The sequence below is a fragment of the Bacteroides salyersiae WAL 10018 = DSM 18765 = JCM 12988 genome (assembly GCF_000381365.1).
In the GTDB taxonomy this organism is placed as follows: domain Bacteria; phylum Bacteroidota; class Bacteroidia; order Bacteroidales; family Bacteroidaceae; genus Bacteroides; species Bacteroides salyersiae.
The window spans coordinates 609,196-626,630 of sequence record NZ_KB905466.1 but is presented as its reverse complement, the minus strand read 5'-3'; the positions used below and the strand labels follow the sequence as shown (position 1 = coordinate 626,630).

At 40.0% G+C, this 17,435-nt stretch carries 12 protein-coding genes; 3 read left to right on the top strand and 9 right to left on the bottom strand.

Going from position 1 to position 17,435, the window contains the following annotated elements:
- Positions 1-227: 227 nt before the first annotated feature.
- The 8 genes from HMPREF1532_RS02500 to HMPREF1532_RS02465 form a co-directional block, all read right to left on the bottom strand.
- Complete coding sequence (locus HMPREF1532_RS02500) at positions 228-872, bottom strand: DUF4252 domain-containing protein (protein WP_025819642.1); 645 nt, start codon at positions 870-872, stop codon at positions 228-230.
- Between the two features lie 16 nt (positions 873-888).
- Complete coding sequence (locus HMPREF1532_RS02495) at positions 889-1,407, bottom strand: hypothetical protein (protein WP_005924344.1); 519 nt, start codon at positions 1,405-1,407, stop codon at positions 889-891.
- On the bottom strand, positions 1,388-1,903 hold the full coding sequence (locus HMPREF1532_RS02490; RefSeq protein ID WP_005924341.1) for an RNA polymerase sigma factor: 516 nt from the start codon (positions 1,901-1,903) through the stop codon (positions 1,388-1,390). The genes HMPREF1532_RS02495 and HMPREF1532_RS02490 overlap by 20 nt, the downstream gene beginning before the upstream one ends.
- 160 nt (positions 1,904-2,063) lie before the next feature.
- Positions 2,064-3,101 carry a recombinase RecA gene (recA, locus tag HMPREF1532_RS02485; RefSeq protein ID WP_005924339.1) on the bottom strand — a complete coding sequence of 346 codons (1,038 nt, stop codon included), beginning with the start codon at positions 3,099-3,101 and terminating at the stop codon, positions 2,064-2,066.
- Between the two features lie 52 nt (positions 3,102-3,153).
- A complete protein-coding gene (gene bcp, locus HMPREF1532_RS02480; RefSeq protein WP_005924336.1) occupies positions 3,154-3,609 on the bottom strand; it encodes a thioredoxin-dependent thiol peroxidase in 456 nt (151 codons plus the stop codon).
- A 14-nt stretch (positions 3,610-3,623) separates the two neighbouring features.
- On the bottom strand, positions 3,624-4,649 hold the full coding sequence (locus tag HMPREF1532_RS02475; protein ID WP_005924333.1) for a radical SAM protein: 1,026 nt from the start codon (positions 4,647-4,649) through the stop codon (positions 3,624-3,626).
- A gap of 2 nt (positions 4,650-4,651) precedes the next feature.
- Positions 4,652-5,845: a saccharopine dehydrogenase family protein gene (locus tag HMPREF1532_RS02470; protein WP_005924331.1), complete on the bottom strand. Its 1,194-nt coding sequence runs from the start codon at positions 5,843-5,845 to the stop codon at positions 4,652-4,654.
- A gap of 95 nt (positions 5,846-5,940) precedes the next feature.
- A complete protein-coding gene (locus tag HMPREF1532_RS02465) occupies positions 5,941-7,224 on the bottom strand; it encodes a hypothetical protein (protein ID WP_005924328.1) in 1,284 nt (427 codons plus the stop codon).
- A gap of 124 nt (positions 7,225-7,348) precedes the next feature.
- On the opposite strand from HMPREF1532_RS02465, the gene HMPREF1532_RS02460 reads away from it, so the two are divergent.
- Positions 7,349-8,140 carry an META domain-containing protein gene (locus tag HMPREF1532_RS02460; RefSeq protein ID WP_005924326.1) on the top strand — a complete coding sequence of 264 codons (792 nt, stop codon included), beginning with the start codon at positions 7,349-7,351 and terminating at the stop codon, positions 8,138-8,140.
- A gap of 556 nt (positions 8,141-8,696) precedes the next feature.
- A complete protein-coding gene (gene dnaK, locus HMPREF1532_RS02455; RefSeq protein WP_005924323.1) occupies positions 8,697-10,616 on the top strand; it encodes a molecular chaperone DnaK in 1,920 nt (639 codons plus the stop codon).
- A 334-nt stretch (positions 10,617-10,950) separates the two neighbouring features.
- On the opposite strand, the gene HMPREF1532_RS02450 is transcribed toward dnaK, so the two are convergent.
- Positions 10,951-15,831, bottom strand: a complete 4,881-nt coding sequence (locus HMPREF1532_RS02450; RefSeq protein WP_005924320.1) for a RecQ family ATP-dependent DNA helicase — start codon at positions 15,829-15,831, stop codon at positions 10,951-10,953.
- Between the two features lie 292 nt (positions 15,832-16,123).
- Between HMPREF1532_RS02450 and HMPREF1532_RS02445 the strand changes: the two genes are divergently transcribed.
- Positions 16,124-17,386, top strand: a complete 1,263-nt coding sequence (locus HMPREF1532_RS02445; protein WP_005924317.1) for a carboxypeptidase-like regulatory domain-containing protein — start codon at positions 16,124-16,126, stop codon at positions 17,384-17,386.
- Positions 17,387-17,435 lie beyond the last annotated feature (49 nt).

Below are 17,435 nucleotides of genomic sequence, written 5' to 3'. Positions count from 1 at the left end.
ATAGATTCCGATAGGAATAATTAAAAACCGAATAAGGTTTTGTATGTTCTACAGACATGCGAAACCTTATTCGGTTTTATATGTTTGGGGAGAATAAGTCTTATTTTGTTCCGATGAATTGGGACGAAGAGTTTCAAACGCTTGAAACCAGTAGTTCCAGTTAGAAGAATCAAGCAGTTCCAATAAGAAGAATCAAATCGTTTCAGTATACTGAAAAATCAATATTCTTAGAAGATAATGTACGATAATCCCATCTCTTCTGTCTCTTTTTGAAGTTTTTTCATTTCCTTCTTTAAATCTTTCAGCTCAGTGATGCCTTCTATCTTTTTTAGTTCGCCGAGGGCTATGCTGATTTCTTTGAATGCATTATTGATTTCATGGGTGGGAATGCTGAAGTAGGTATTGTCACTTGTCTTTTGCGATTTCATGATATTCTGAATATCTTTTATGGTCATGTCGCCTACTAACCGGACGTATTTTAACGTAGCGGCACCATCGACTACCATAATGAGATCCTGTACGGTTTCCCCCTTACGCTTTACATAAAAAGCCATACGCGAAACGATGCCTTTTTGTTTCATCAGCAATTCATATTTTTGTGCACGCACTACGCTTTCAATATCCCGCCGCATTTCTCTTTTTATACCATTATCCATTGTGGAGAGTATTTGTACCAACTCTAATTGTTTGGCAAGTTTCCCGACATTGACGTCTTTGGTATATAGTTCCGGATTCATCTCTATCATCGCTTTGGAGATGTAAACCGATGACACGTTGTTCATGTCACTGTATTTGGCAAACAGGCCTTGTGCCTGACAAAGCAGTGGCAGTAGTAATAATACGCCTGCAAGGAATAATCTGTTCGTTTTCATAATCATTAATGCTGTTCTATTGTAATTGTAGATCCTTTTTTATCTCTCTGTTTGTTCTTCTGATATCTTTTTGAGTGTCTATCATTTCATCTACTCCATTGTTCAATCCCATAGAAACTTCCATTAAGGTGGCCTGTAGTACTTCGTAAGCCACTTCCGGATCCGTAAAGGTTTCTTTAGGTTTCTCCATTGTGTCGCTTATGTTACTGATACTGTACCCGAGTCCGAACAACAATACTATGCTGGCAGCTATTCCACCAACCCAGCGCCAATTGCGCTTTGATTTATTTTTACGGAAAAAGTGTATTTCCTCTTGTTCTTTCGTGTCGATCATCCGGCTTAATTTGTCTTCCAGCGCTGCGGGTACTTCCACGGGTACATCTTTATGAAAGCAAAGAAATAATCTCTTATCTTTTTCCAGATGTTCAGGGACATTCTGTGTTTCGAAGTATTTCTTCAACTTTTCTTCTTGGTTCTCGCTGGTATTTCCTTCGTAAAATTCGGCCAGTAACCTTTCAATTTCTTCGACTCTCATAGTTGTTCAGTTTATTAAATTGTTCACGAATTCTTTTTCTTGCTCTTGATAGTAGCACACGTATATTTATGGAATTTAGCCCGGTAATATGTTCTATTTCTTCATACGAGCATTCTTTTACATCTCTGAGTATGACCACTTTTTGTTGTTGCTCGGGCAGTTGCGCTATGATGTTTTTTACTTGCCGGACTTCATCCCGGGTTTCCATATCATCTGCCGGACAGGTATAATGGATACCGTTTAACTCTACTGTTTGTTTATTGGCAGTATATTTTCCTGAGCGTAAAAGATCAAAACACATATTTTTAACGAGTGTCACGCTGAATGCTTCCGGATTACTGATGATTGCCAATCCTTCCCGTTTATCCCATAGCTTTAAGTAAGCTTCCTGTACCAGATCTTCGGCATCGGCTTCATTTTCCAATAGCCGGTAGGCTATGTGGTAAAGTTTGCGGTGAAGAGGTAGAAATTCTTTTTTAAAACTCTCAGCGTCCATGGGCTTTTTAGTAGCAATGTGTTTATACCAGTAAGACGTAATCCGGTAGATGTTGTTACAAAGAAAAGAAAAATATTCTATAAATAAAAAATAAAGCTGCGCTGATAACGGAATATAAACCGGTATACAGCACAGCCTTAACTCTTTTAATTTCTATAATTTACTTGTGTTCTTTCAGCTTTTCAAATATCAATGCTTCCAGTTCTTCAGCCAGTTCCGGATTATCAGCAATGCATTGTTTGGCTGCATCACGTCCTTGTCCGAGTTTGGTATCATTATAGCTGTACCATGAACCGCTTTTTTTGATGATACCCATCTCTGCTCCCAGATCAATGATCTCGCCGGAATGAGAGATGCCTTCACCGAACATGATATCAAATTCTGCTTTACGGAAAGGAGGTGCTACTTTGTTTTTTACAACCTTTACTTTAGTTTGCTTACCGATAACTTCTTCTCCATCTTTAATTTGTTGTGAACCACGAATATCCAGACGTACGGAAGCATAGAATTTCAGTGCATTACCACCGGTTGTTGTTTCCGGATTACCGAACATTACACCGATTTTCTCACGTAACTGGTTGATAAAGATACAAGTTGTGCGGGTTTTACTTACGGCAGAAGTCAGTTTGCGTAATGCTTGCGACATAAGGCGGGCTTGTAAACCGACTTTGTTATCACCCATATCACCTTCAATTTCTGCTTTAGGAGTCAGAGCAGCTACCGAGTCTACTACGATAATGTCGATTGCAGAAGAGCGGATTAGTTGTTCGGCTATTTCCAATGCTTGTTCTCCATTGTCCGGCTGAGAAATGAAAAGATTGTCTACATCTACGCCTAACTTGGCTGCATAAAAACGGTCGAAAGCGTGTTCTGCATCGATAAATGCTGCGATACCTCCTGCTTTCTGTGCTTCAGCAATGGCGTGGATAGCCAGAGTCGTTTTACCGGAAGATTCCGGACCGTAGATTTCAATTATTCTTCCACGGGGGAAGCCACCTACGCCTAATGCCGCATTCAGCCCGATAGAGCCGGTGGGGATCACATCTACCTGTTCAACAACTTCGTCACCCATTTTCATGATAGAACCTTTACCGAAGCTCTTTTCTATCTTGTCCATGGCAGCCTGTAAGGCTTTTAATTTTTCGCTTGATGCCATATTATTATCTGTTTCAAAATTAAGTTCATCTTTTTTTGCCATTTTTCTATTTACAATTTACTTGTTTACGATGTATGGTTAATGCTTTTTTTATTTATTGTAGAATTTGTGCAGCATGTTCTTTGGTTTTAACCTCTTTCGGGGTAATGATCCGTTCTATGATTCCTTCTTCGTTAATAAGGAAAGTAGTACGGAATGTCCCCATGTATGCACGTCCGTACAGTTTCTTTTCTCCCCATACTCCAAATTGTTCTACTAATTTCTTGTCCGTATCGGCAATCAGTGTAAAAGGGAGATTATTTTTCGCAATAAACTTTTGATGTGACTTCTCGTCATCTACACTTACGCCGATAACTTCATAACCGGCCTTACGCAGTTCCGAATAGTTATCACGTAAGCTACAAGCTTGTGCGGTACATCCGGAGGTATTATCTTTAGGATAGAAATACAACACGACTTTCTTTCCTTTATAGCTGCTCAGGCGTATTTCTTCGCCATTTTCGTTTACTCCTAATAATTCGGGAGCTTTATCTCCTACCTTTAATCCCATAATTATAATAAGGTTTATTTTACTGAATAGTTCATCTTTCTCGTCACATGTTTGGGTTTATCCAGTTTATTCTCTGTTCTGGAAAATAACTTTTGCAATATATACTTCCCCATTCGTTTTCGCCGGCAGTAAGATTCGAAAGTCTCTGTATGATAATCGAAATCTTCATTCCAACACGAGCGAGCCGATACATAACAGTAAGTCAGTTCTTCAAACGTTTTATCTTTATCCGGTGTTTCCTGTTCTAGTATTTGTAGGTTCTTATGCTCAGGAGCCATGCAGATGATTCCTTTTCGTTTACATTCTTCTACTAACGGATTGACTACACTGTCGAGCAATTCGGATATTTTCTGAAGGCTGAAGTTCTGATACTCGCTATTGCCTATTTCCTGTACAGGACGCAGTTGTAGGATGTTCAGAGGGATGTCTCCGAATACTTTCCAAAAATCTTTCAACTCTTCGGTGTTATCCTCATTCATCGTATAGTTAATGCGAATTCTGAAGTCCGGGTATTGTTTTTTAACCTCTTTCAAATTATCCAGCAGTTGCAGAAAAAGATCATATTTGCCGTTCGTCATTAAATGTTCGTACGTTTCTTTACGGATACCGTGTGTAGAAAGCGTAATTTCGTCCAGACCGGCTTCTGCCATGCTGAATAATTGTTCCTTTGTCAACAGATTACCGTTGGTTGTGAGCGATATGTATGGCACATTGTATTGTTTGCCTAAACGAACGATACCAGTCAGATTTTTGTAAAGACTGGGTTCGGCGCCACATCCTATCTGCAACTTTAACGCGCGGTGAAAAAGAGCTTTGGCAATGGTCTCCATGTCCTGTTCGGAGAGTATGCCATGCATTTCTTTTCTTTTTTCCTCATCGCTGAAATAACACATTTTACAACGGAAGTTACAACTTAATACCGGATCCAGATATATTCCTATATATCTTCTTCGGGCCGTATGCATTACATACAACCCGAGGAGTCTTGCTTTGGGACTTTTCAGTTTACCGAATAGTTTTAATAATCGATAGAAATCCATTCTTATAGTTCTAAGTCACCATCAAACACTTCATGCCAAGGCAGTCCCTGTTTGTTTAGTTGTTCCATAAACGGATCCGGATTAAACTCTTCCACATTGTTTACGCCCGGACGTTTCCATTCACCTTTGAAGAACATCATGGCACCGATCATGGCCGGCACACCGGTAGTATAACTTACTCCCTGCATTCCCGTCTCTTTGTAGGCTTCTTGATGACTGCAGTTATTATATACGTAGTAAGTTCGTTCTTTTCCATCCTTTAAACCACGGATACGACAACCGATGGAAGTTTCTCCTTCGTAGTTCTCACCTAAATCTTGTGGGTTAGGCAAAACGGCTTTGAGGAATTGTAGCGGAATGATTTCTACGCCATTGTAATTAATCGGATCGATACGGGCCATACCTATGTTTTGGATTACACGCAGGTGCGTCAGATATTCCTGTCCGAAAGTCATCCAGAATCGGGCGCGTTTGATACTGGGGAAATGTTTTACCAATGATTCGAGCTCTTCGTGATAGAGCAAATATGAATCACGCGGACCGATGTTCGGATAAGTCAGGTCTTTGTGAATTTCCAACGGGCCGGTGGTTACCCATTTGCCGTTTTCATAATAACGGCCATTCTGAGTAATTTCGCGAATATTGATTTCCGGATTGAAATTGGTAGCGAATGCCTTGTGGTGATTACCGGCATTACAGTCAACGATATCCAGATATTGTATTTCATCAAAGTAGTGTTTTGCCGCATAGGCTGTATAAATACCACTTACCCCCGGATCGAAACCGCAACCGAGAATAGCTGTCAATCCGGCTTCCTTAAAACGTTCGTGATAAGCCCATTGCCAACTGTATTCAAAATGAGCCTCGTCTTTAGGCTCATAATTGGCTGTGTCCAGATAGTTTACTCCGGCTTTAAGGCAGGCCTCCATGATGGTGAGATCTTGATAGGGGAGGGCAACATTGATTACCATTTCCGGTTTGAAGTCATTGAACAAAGCTACCAGTTCATCTACGTTATCTGCGTCTACTTTAGCCGTTTTTATATCGGGATTGCCAATTGCTTTTACTATATCGTCACATTTGGATTTAGTACGGCTGGCAATCATGATGTCAGTAAATACATCGGCATTTTGTGCCACTTTGTGTGCAACAACGGTACCTACACCGCCCGCACCGATAATAAGAACTCTACCCATTTCTTTAATTAAGAATTTAAAATTAAGAATTTAAGAATTGTTTATGGAACAAATATACGGCATTATTTTCAGAAAACCGTTCCTACTTTCCTTATTTATTTATAACGAAGTAACCGTCCGCTTTCGAATTCCAGCATTTTCCGTGCATACAGCCAAGTCTCGAACCGGGTGTCTTGTTTGAATTCTATCTGGATGGGATTGCCGAGTGCCAGACGGCATTCATCGGTTGTCATTCCCTCTTGCACTTCGCCTTGAGAAATGAGCTTCCAGTTCTCCTCTGTGGTATGTGGATACTGTTTACGGATATCTCCAAAAGCCAGTAGATCTTCTATATAGTTTTCATTTTTGGTAATAATGTCATATTTCAAATCAACTTCAAGTTCAAAAATACTTCCGTTTACATCTTCAAGAGTTAATTTTGCTTTTGTCTCAGGGAGTTTTATCTCAATATCTTTTATATGCAGTGAAGTGTAACGTAATAAGCGTACTTGATTTTCTGTTTTCCTTCCGTCTACATTTATAAAACATTTCACACTCATTGTCTGTTTGGGATAAACAGCCATACCCGTGTATTTGTTTTTTAAGTTCTCTGCCGTTAGTGTTTGTCGGTTATTGAAAGAAAATGCATTCGGAAAATATTTCATTTTTTTCTCTGCCTGAAAGTCGGATTTATCCATTCCGGAGTTTGTTCTCGACAGGGCTACTTCAGTATAGTATGAATTGCCTGCCGTATCTTCGAAAATCACTTTTACGGGATATGATTTACTTCCGACTCCGATATTTGTAATGGTTACTTTCTCATCTTTGGGGATGGTTATTGTTTTATAACCGGCATAACTGTTACTGTCATCTACCCGTGCAGTAGTAAAGTTTGTGTAAACAACTTTTCCGATAAGTAAATTTCGTGCAGTGTCTACGTCAGGTAGATATACCAGTCCGTTAATACTGGCACGAGGATTCCGTTCACAAATGTCATCAAGTCTCTGCCCCTTAAATTCATAATAGTATTTATTCCCTTCACAGTTAAAGATAAAACGGGTGGAATAATTGGTGCCTACATGAATCTCTTTTGCTTTTTCTTCGATACCTTGAAACTCAAAGAATCTGTGTTTAAGTTTGCTGCTGTCTGCCTCTTTTCCGGTTTCATAAGAATTGAAGACAGGTACAAACAGGTCGTTGCCATCGGGGATAAACATGAATTTCAATCCCGGTGTCCATTTGCATAAGGTTATTAACGGAAAGTTACTTTCAACAAACCGATCTTCTTCGCTCATATTACTGTCTGTCTGTTGAAAGGTTTTCACAATGTAATCATTTTGAGCAGTAATGGTTATCATTCCCGGAATGATAAAAAGTAAGATAAATATGGTTTCTTTCATCTTTAATTAGGCGTTAATGAACTATTGAATGGCTCGGACTGTTGATATTTGTTAGACAAATGTATGAACTTTATGTTATTTTCAATATATTTGCACCGATATTTAACTTAAACGTTATTGAATAATGAGAAAAGTAATTGTTTCTATTTTTATTGCAAGTGCAGCACTTGTAATGTTTTCTTGCCGTTCTTCAAAAGAGGCCCTCTCTTTGTCTTCTATGAACGGTGAATGGAATATTATTGAAATAAACGGTTCGGCTGTCGTGCCGGGTCAGGGTCAGCAACTTCCTTTTATAGGCTTTGATACCACTACTGGAAAAGTGTACGGATATAGTGGCTGTAATCGTATTATCGGTTCGGTTGATGTGAATGCCAAACCTGGTACCATTGATTTGGGGGCATTGGGGAGTACTCGTATGGCCTGTCCGGATATGACTTTGGAACAGAATGTATTGGGTGCCTTGGCACAGGTGAAAGGATATAAAAAAATGGGAAAAGAGAATATGGCTCTTTGTAATGCTTCCAATCGTCCGGTTGTTATCCTTGCAAAGAAAGCTGCCGATGTGAAGGTTGCGGATTTGCAGGGAGAGTGGAAAATTACGGATGTGAATGGTGAAGCCGTTCCTACAGGAATGGAAAAACAGCCTTTTATTGCTTTTGACGTAAAAGAGCAGAGAGTGCATGGTAATGCAGGATGTAACCTGATAAACGGCGGTTTTAAAACAGAAGAAGGAAATGCTCTTTCGATCTCTTTTCCGGGTATGGCGTCTACCATGATGGCCTGTCCCGATATGGAAACAGAAGGAAAAATCATGGGTGCACTGAATGAAGTGAAATCTTTTGGTAAGCTTGCCGGTGGCGGTATCGGACTGTATGATGCAAATGGAACATTGGTATTGGTACTTGTCAAGAAGTAGTCAATACTATATATAGAAATAATCTTGCTCTACATAAGTAGGGGGAAGAGATAGACCCGGATATGCAATGCATGTGTATCCGGGTCTGTTGATTTACAGACTTGGATGTATTATGTACTTATGGCTCTATCCTTAATTATAAAATGTAGGGCTTGTTTGAATTTTCCTCTCAAAATAATGCTGGGCAAAATTTAAACAGGCTCTATAATTCCCATTAAAAAATGTACGGTCCGCCAGTATGGCAGTTGGGAGAGAAAGGCTGTTTGTTATATCTTCCCGTGAAGAAACATAATTTTATTTTTCCGTATCGAACCAGAGTCAGTTACATTTGTTGTATGAGTCAACTGCGGGTTATGTTTGCATCTATTGCACAAGCTATGTAGTTAAAAACTGTCTTTTTGGCAGAAAATATGTCACTGACTAATGTAATTTCCTTTTGGCATACGGTTTGTTTTTAGATTGTCGTCCGTTTGGAAGATACCCTTAGAAATAAGGAATAAGACAACAGCCGGACAAAAGGAAATTTGAATAATAATAATATAAAAGTATAAAGATTATGGGAAAAATTATTGGTATTGACTTAGGAACTACAAACTCATGTGTTTCCGTATTTGAAGGAAACGAACCGGTAGTAATAGCAAATAGTGAAGGTAAACGTACGACTCCTTCTATCGTTGCATTCGTGGACGGTGGCGAACGTAAAGTAGGTGATCCTGCTAAACGTCAGGCTATCACAAACCCGAAACGTACGATTTTTTCTATCAAACGTTTCATGGGTGAAAATTGGGATCAAGTACAGAAAGAGGTAGCTCGCGTTCCATATAAAGTGGTAAAAGGCGATAATAACACGCCGCGTGTCGACATCGACGGTCGTCTTTACACTCCTCAAGAAATATCTGCAATGATTTTGCAGAAAATGAAAAAGACTGCTGAAGATTATCTGGGACAGGAAGTAACGGAAGCCGTTATCACAGTTCCTGCCTATTTCTCGGATTCACAACGTCAGGCTACTAAAGAAGCTGGTCAGATTGCCGGATTGGAAGTAAAACGTATCGTAAACGAACCGACGGCTGCTGCGTTGGCCTATGGTCTTGACAAGGCTCACAAAGATATGAAGATTGCCGTATTCGACCTTGGTGGAGGTACATTTGATATTTCTATCCTTGAGTTCGGTGGCGGTGTGTTCGAAGTACTTTCTACAAACGGTGACACTCACTTGGGTGGTGATGATTTCGACCAAGTAATCATTAATTGGTTGGTTGAAGAATTCAAGAAAGACGAAGGTGCCGATCTTACTCAAGATCCGATGGCTTTGCAACGTCTGAAAGAAGCTGCAGAAAAGGCAAAGATCGAATTGTCTTCTTCTACAAGTACAGAAATCAACTTACCGTACATTATGCCGGTAGGAGGTGTGCCTAAGCATTTGGTTAAGACTTTGACTCGTGCAAAATTCGAATCTTTGGCTCATAGCTTGATTCAGGCTTGTCTTGAACCTTGCAAGAAAGCTATGCAGGATGCCGGTTTGAATAATGCTGATATTGACGAAGTAATCCTTGTTGGTGGTTCTTCACGTATACCGGCTGTTCAGAAGTTAGTTGAAGACTTCTTCGGCAAAGCTCCTTCTAAGGGTGTTAACCCGGATGAAGTAGTAGCGGTAGGTGCTGCTGTGCAAGGTGCTGTTTTAACAGATGAGATTAAGGGTGTGGTGTTGTTGGACGTTACTCCGTTGTCAATGGGTATCGAAACCTTAGGTGGTGTAATGACTAAATTGATTGACGCTAATACAACGATTCCTGCACGTAAGAGCGAAACTTTCTCTACGGCTGCCGATAACCAGACTGAAGTGACCATTCATGTATTGCAAGGCGAACGTCCGATGGCTGCGCAGAATAAATCTATCGGTCAGTTTAACTTGACAGGTATTGCTCCGGCTCGTCGTGGTGTTCCTCAGATTGAAGTTACATTCGATATCGATGCCAACGGTATTCTGAAGGTATCTGCTAAAGATAAGGCTACAGGTAAAGAACAAGCTATCCGTATCGAAGCTTCCAGTGGTTTGAGCAAAGAAGAAATTGAAAAGATGAAAGCTGAAGCCGAAGCAAACGCTGAAGCTGATAAGAAAGAACGTGAAAAGATCGACAAGTTAAATCAAGCTGACAGTATGATTTTCTCAACTGAAAATCAACTGAAAGAATTAGGTGACAAGTTGCCTGCTGATAAGAAAGCTCCGATCGAAGCTGCTTTGCAGAAACTGAAGGATGCTCACAAGGCTCAGGATTTGGCAACTATTGACAGTGCTATGGCCGAATTGAATACTGCATTCCAAGCTGCAAGTGCAGAGATGTACGCTCAGGGCGGTGCCCAAGGTGGTGCACAAGCCGGTCCTGATATGAACGCCGGACAATCCGGTGGTGGTCAGTCCAACGGTGGACAGGACGAACATATTCAGGATGCGGATTTTGAGGAAGTGAAGTAAGGTCGATAATTATCGATAGATTAAGAACAGATATAAAAATAAAAGGAGGTGTGCCGATAACGGCACATCTCCTTTTTTATGCACCAAGACCAGACTTTCTCAAGCCAAGGCTTTGTCATTGCCTAAAGATGTAGCTTTAGGTATATAAGTTGTTCTTTATGGCAAAGTTACATTTTCGTCCTTACATACCCTAACCAAGCAGTACCATTTCCTCAAAGAATTAATGAAAATATTACGGGAAATGATCTTGTACGTATCATCAATGCCATCGTTGATAACTAATTATTTCATATCATTAAAAGGTAGTGATTGTAGCAATTTCATGTATCTTAACTTATGAAGAAAGAATCAAATCTGCTAAAAGAACAGCTGTTTCTGATTCGTCTTTTTGTGCATCTTTGGGTTTCCATGCCACAACAAATCGTACAGATGCGGATTTTACTTTATAACCTCTTTCTTCCCATTCTGATAATGTATCCTGCATTTTTAATGATAACTTTGCTACAGGCTTATTGGTTAGCGAACTATACAAAAAGAAATTATTGTAAGTCAAAGAATCCCCTCCTCTCAATGCTAAGACTTCTTGCTTCCGTTCTTTGAAAAATCCCAAATAGACATCTTTGTGAGAAAGTTGCAGAACAACATCTTTGGGCATGTCATACTGTCGTTGGTCGACAAAATATCGGTCTGTATTTAAACGATTAAAACAATCTCCGTTCGTATGTACAAACAGCCGGTTTTTCGTACGAGTTATTCCTACATAATACCGGCGCATCAGATGGGCGTCTTTTGAATAATTATCGGATATGAGCATATACACATCGTCAAATTCTCTGCCCTTGGCTTTATGAATGGTCGACACTACAACATCGGCTCCTGAAACATCGCAGAAGTCTTCCACTGACGATTCAAATATAAATTCTTTGAAGTCACTCAGGTATTTCACCTTATTGGTTTGTTCAAACTGTTCTATACAACGCTTCACATACATCAAACTTAGACTCCTGTCATAAGTGGAAAAGGTTACATGCTTGGTTTCCTCCCATAGTTCTTCTGTAATTAGTGGCGTTTTTACTCGTTTGTCTATATATCTTAAGAAATACCTTATCTCGGCCATATTCCAGAAGCGTAAACCGTCCATTGACTGTATTAATTTACAGTTTATGCCATGTTCTCGCAAAAGAGCCACCAGGATGACAGCTTCTTCGTTTGTTTGGGTCAGTACACACGAAGTGCCTTTATCCCTATGTTGAAGCAAGTTTTCGACGAGTGGCTGATACATATACTTTGATTGATGGCGTGTCACTTCTACCCAACCTTCTTCTTTTCTCATGGAGATGATTGGCGCACTTTTTATTCTTTTATCGATAGCTTTCAAGAACCCGTTGGCAAAATCCACCGGATGGCGCGCACTGCGGTAATTCTCGGTCATCTCGACAAATGTGCTTCCACTTTCTTGTGTCAGTCGGTACATATAGCTTGAATCGGAACCACGGAATTCATAGATGTTTTGGTCATCGTCTCCCACTGCTATCACACGCATTTCTTCATTGTTGGTCATCAGAGCCTTAACAAGCGCATGTTCTTCAACTCCCATATCTTGAGCTTCGTCTATGACCAGCACCGTCTTGCCAATTTTGTTTGGCTCTACTTCCCCTTGGGCAATCATCTCGGCTGCTTTTGAAACGACATTTTTTGCATCTTCAAGATTTCCTATCCGTCCCAGAAGGTCGAAGCAATAGGAGTGGAAGGTTTTTATTTCAACAAAATGGGCAGCATTGCCTATTAACTCCATGAGTCTTTGTTTGAATTCCGTAGCGGCTGCCCTTGAGAATGTCAGCATCAGGAGCTGTTCGTGTTTTACGTCTTCAAGTAGCAGAAGTGAGGCAAGTTTGTGGACCAATACTCGTGTTTTCCCGCTGCCCGGCCCGGCTGCAACCACAATGCAACGCGAATCCTTATCGGAAATAATCTCCATTTGACGTTTGGACAGTTGCCCGAACAATTGCTCGTATTTCCGTGGTGTCAGGTTACGTTGTATCTCACTAACTCTGTCCCCTTTGAAATATTTTGTGACAAACTTCCTGTAATCCATCTGGAAATAGTCTTGAACGTATCGTAAGGCTGCGTCGTAATTCTTCACCATCAGATTGGCATATTCGCCTACAATATGTACTTGTTGAATCTTCTGCTTGTAGAATTCATTGAGCATCCGGTAATCGTCTTGCTTGTATCTCGATTTATTGTCTTTTATTCTCTGGATATTCATGGCGTTATAAAGAACCAGAAATCCACCTTCAAGTTTTAGTGCACCGATTTTTGATAAGTACAGAAGTGCTTCTTCCACATCTTCTAACTGAATGTCATCAAGTGTGCCGAAAAGGGATTGGGGGCTTGATTTTATTTGATTCAGAAGTTCTACTACGGAGAATTGGATGGCCTTGTTTGATGAATTCTCCTTTACCGTATCAGAGGCGATTCTGTACAACCATTCTATGGTGAAACGACTTATTTCCAATCGTTTTTCAAAACGTTTGATGGTTGATTCCAAGTTTGCCTGACGACTTATTTCTATATTGCGGGCAGCATCCTCTTTTTTACGAGTATAGCCTTTGATGGTGAGGAAATAGAGTAGTGTCCGAATATCTTTTTCTTTGGATGTATTGATTCCGTCATTTACTGCATTGTCATTCAGTTGCTTGCATGATATTCGTAAAGATTCGTCAGGAATATGGTTGAGGATGTATTGCTCAAGTTTGGCAAAACGTTCGAGAAGTGTTTGTGATTTTCGTTCTGAGTCACCTGCATCCAGCAAGTAGGCAGATATATCTTTACTGTCTGCCAATATACCTTCTTGTCGCATTCGTTCTACTACGGATATTACTTCTTTTTTACTTAGCCCCAATATATCTGCCAGATAATCAATTCGTGATTCTGCTTCTGGATTTTGGGCTTTGGCAATGTGTTTTTGAGATATCAATGATTTGATGATTCGGACTGCCTTTTCTATTTCGTCACTGTCAAAGAGCAGCGATGCTGATATGCGTTTTCTTGCTTCATCCATATTCTTTACAGTGATACCTGTAGCATATACATGAGGTACATTGTTTCCTCTTACCAAATATCCATTTTGTTCCAAAGCTGCTAATGCTGTTCGTACACGGGTTTCAATATCAGATACCGAATCATCCCATCCGGCTTTCCGGGCAATTTCCAATGCAGAACAACTGACTTTCATACGTTGTCTGGTAAGATCTTTTATCGCTTTCCATATTTGTTGTATTTCACTGATACTTAGTTTTGTCTGGTTCAGTAGTATAAAATGCTTGTCCAAATCATTGTCACTATAAAGCACATAACAACGTGCGCTGAGATTAGGATCACGACCGGCTCTGCCTGCTTCTTGAACATAGTTTTCCAACGAATCGGAAATATCATAATGTACTACAAGACCAACATCTTTTTTATCGACTCCCATACCGAATGCAGACGTAGCCACGATAATGTGTACTTGGTCATTCATGAATGCGTCTTGGTTGGCAATTTTTTCCTCAGCTTCCATTTTACCATTGAAAGGTAGTGCCTTATAACCGTCGCGGGTCAATTTGGCTGCCAGTTCTTTCGTTCGTTTGGTACGTGATACGTAAACAATTGTCGGACAATTGGATTCAGCCACAAGCTCTCTTAGTTTCAAATATTTGTCATTGTCACTATCGGCATGTATGACAGAATAACGCAGATTTGTTCTTGAGGCCGTTGATGCGAATAATTCTAACTCTAAATTCAATGTTTGTTTGAAATAGTCGCAGATGTCTTGTATTACCTTCTGTTTTGCTGTAGCTGTAAAGCAGGATATGGGTATTGGATTTTTACATTTTTTCTTTTGCTGGTATTCTCGGATGAATTTGCCTATGTAGAGATAGTCAACTCTGAAATCCTGCCCCCATGAAGAAAAGCAATGTGCTTCGTCTATCACAAACCTTACAACGTGGCGTGCTGTCAATATCTTTTCAATAGTTTTTGAGCGAAGCATTTCGGGAGATATATACAAAAGTGAGGCTTCTCCGTCCTGTACTCTTTGTATTGACAGTGCTCTTGTGATGGGGTCTAACATTCCATTTATGGTTACAGCGTCTGTAATGCCTCTGTCGGCAAGGTTGTCTACTTGGTCTTTCATTAGTGACTGTAAGGGAGAGATGACGACCGTAAGTCCGTGTACAGAACGTCTTGCCATTAGTGCCGGTAATTGGAAGGTAAGCGATTTACCTCCACCGGTAGGAAATATCGCCAGCAGTGATTTGCCTTTTACCGCAGCTTGAGTTGCTTGTTCCTGTAGTGGTTCACCTTCATAGGTCCGGAATTGTTCATATCCGAAAAATGCTTTTAAGTTATGGTGCACATCTAATTGCGTATTGCAATAGTTACAGCCTTTCTGGCAACTGGTGTGACGTAGGAGTTTTACAATAAATTCCACTTCCGGATAATTGTGAAGTACCCATCCGGGAGTGATGGAACGATAATCGGTAGTATCAATCAAAGCCAAAGCATATGCCAATCCGCATGGATATTGTTCGATAAGCATGTCAAGGTCGGCATGTTGGCAAATCTTTCCTGCATAAAGTTTTTTTATAAGTTCAGGTATTCCTTCATTAGTATATTCCGCATCCACCATACTCAGGAACCCCTTAAATTCTTTCTTATCCTTCAGCAGCGATGCAAATAGCCTGCGCTTTTCGTTCGGCAATGAGTGCCAGCGCGCTATTTCGTCTAATAGTAGTGCTTTCGCTTTTTCGCAGTCGTTCACCGGATTGTTTATTTGTTCGCTTGTCAGTTTGTCATCTTTCACAAGCCTATGGTAAGGACGTTCCGGAAATAATAAAGGTGATACATAAAGTGTATCGACTAAAATCCAACGGCATGTTTTGTTTGCGAACAGATACTTAGCATCATGATGAATAATGTTGTGGCCGCAGATATAGTCTGTCTCATTAATAAATTCAAATAATTCTTCTTTCGAAGCTTTATGATAGGCGGCGCCATCGTAGCGAAGTGCTCCAATGTCATGGATCTTATGTTCCTTCAAACTAACCTCAATATCTATTATAGTATAGTTATAGTGTGAGGTATCGTATGGTACAGATGTGGTTTTATTACCGATGACATTGTTTGTGTCCTCAGTTTTCTTGATTCCTATGAGTCTGCTCCATATTGACATATATTCAATATAATAAGTTGTTTTATAATTTGAACTTGTTATGTATCTGTATGGTTTTCTTGATTGTTGTTCGAGTATGATAACTCAATGTACACAAAGGTAAGGATAAAATCATATATTCTGTTAAAATTACTGTTTTCTTATGATTTTTATGTGTTTACATTAACTTGCTTATGAATAAAAATCTTTCCTTTATTTATTTTCTTTTTTACCAAATATTGATAGGGTTTTCCAATTCCAAACCATCTTATAGGTAGAAACAAGAATTATTCACCTTTTAAACTATACGGAGATGAAAAAGCGAGTTGGAATAGCAATCGGTTGGTTGATGCTTTGGGGGATACTGGGTATTACTCCCTTGCAAGCACAGGAAGAAGTGGAAAATTACTTCACCGTTACAGGAGTTGTGAAAGATAAGGAAAATAAGAAAAAGTTGGAAAATGTAAATGTATCTGTTCCCGGTACGAATATAGGTACTGTTACGAATTCGGATGGAGTGTTTGCCTTGAAGATAAAGGATGCAGAAAGCGCCTGGGGGTTGGAAGTATCTCACATCGGATATTTGAATACCCAGATTTCTCTGAAGGGGAACAAAGATTTATCCGATCTGACTATCTGGATGATACCGGCTCCTAATCTGTTGAGTGAAATTGTGATTTTTGGCAATAACGGGCGTGCCATTGTAGAAGAGGCTATCAGAAAAATACCGGTGAATTATTCATCGGGTCCGAATATGCTCACGGCATTTTATAGGGAGACGGTACAAAAAAGGCGTCGCTATATCAGTGTGTCGGAAGCCGTGATCGATGTATACAAAACGAGCTATGCCACCCGGGAAGCGGCTAATGACCGGGTACAACTCCAAAAAGGACGACGCCTGTTGAGTCAAAAGACGAGTGATACGCTTGCTGTAAAAGTGGTGGGTGGTCCCAGTTTGTCAATCTATCTTGATGTAGTGAAGAACCAGAATGCACTATTGAGTACAGGAGATTTAGATTTCTACGATTTTTACTTTGAAGAGCCGGTGAATTTCGATAACCGTATGCACTATGTGGTCAGCTTCCATCCAAGAGTCAATTTAATGTATGCTTTGTTTTACGGGAAATTTTATATTGACTTTGAAAAGCTGTCGTTCACTCGTGCGGAGTTTTCATTGGATATGCGGAATAAGACGAAAGCCGTAGAAGCTATTCTCCATCGGAAACCTCTTGGGCTACGGTTCAAACCACAAGAGGTTTCTTATCTGGTGACTTATAAGGAACAGAACGGAAAGACCTATTTGAATTATATTTGGAATACGATTCGCTTCAAGTGCGACTGGAAAAAACGCCTGTTCTCTTCCGGCTATACGGTATTTTCCGAAATGGTGGTGACGGACCGGCAAGAGGATGGCTTTACGGCTATTTCCAATAAGAATGCTTTTAAAGAGAAACAGGTGTTTTATGACCTGGTAAACGAATATTGGAATGAAGACTTCTGGAAAGAGTATAATATTATTGAACCTACCGAGTCTTTAGAACATGCCGTAGATAAATTGAAGAAGCAATCTCATTAGATTTCAGATAGTTTTTCTTATATTTGATACCAACACAATAATTCCGGTA

What these genes read in the sequence shown, in the direction of transcription:
- HMPREF1532_RS02500 (WP_025819642.1), bottom strand. Translation starts at nt 872, where the DNA reads ATGAAAACGAACAGATTATTCCTTGCAGGCGTATTATTACTACTGCCA.
- HMPREF1532_RS02495 (WP_005924344.1), bottom strand. Translation starts at nt 1,407, where the DNA reads ATGAGAGTCGAAGAAATTGAAAGGTTACTGGCCGAATTTTACGAAGGA.
- HMPREF1532_RS02490 (WP_005924341.1), bottom strand. Translation starts at nt 1,903, where the DNA reads ATGGACGCTGAGAGTTTTAAAAAAGAATTTCTACCTCTTCACCGCAAA.
- recA (WP_005924339.1), bottom strand. Translation starts at nt 3,101, where the DNA reads ATGGCAAAAAAAGATGAACTTAATTTTGAAACAGATAATAATATGGCA.
- bcp (WP_005924336.1), bottom strand. Translation starts at nt 3,609, where the DNA reads ATGGGATTAAAGGTAGGAGATAAAGCTCCCGAATTATTAGGAGTAAAC.
- HMPREF1532_RS02475 (WP_005924333.1), bottom strand. Translation starts at nt 4,649, where the DNA reads ATGGATTTCTATCGATTATTAAAACTATTCGGTAAACTGAAAAGTCCC.
- HMPREF1532_RS02470 (WP_005924331.1), bottom strand. Translation starts at nt 5,845, where the DNA reads ATGGGTAGAGTTCTTATTATCGGTGCGGGCGGTGTAGGTACCGTTGTT.
- HMPREF1532_RS02465 (WP_005924328.1), bottom strand. Translation starts at nt 7,224, where the DNA reads ATGAAAGAAACCATATTTATCTTACTTTTTATCATTCCGGGAATGATA.
- HMPREF1532_RS02460 (WP_005924326.1), top strand. Translation starts at nt 7,349, where the DNA reads ATGAGAAAAGTAATTGTTTCTATTTTTATTGCAAGTGCAGCACTTGTA.
- dnaK (WP_005924323.1), top strand. Translation starts at nt 8,697, where the DNA reads ATGGGAAAAATTATTGGTATTGACTTAGGAACTACAAACTCATGTGTT.
- HMPREF1532_RS02450 (WP_005924320.1), bottom strand. Translation starts at nt 15,831, where the DNA reads ATGTCAATATGGAGCAGACTCATAGGAATCAAGAAAACTGAGGACACA.
- HMPREF1532_RS02445 (WP_005924317.1), top strand. Translation starts at nt 16,124, where the DNA reads ATGAAAAAGCGAGTTGGAATAGCAATCGGTTGGTTGATGCTTTGGGGG.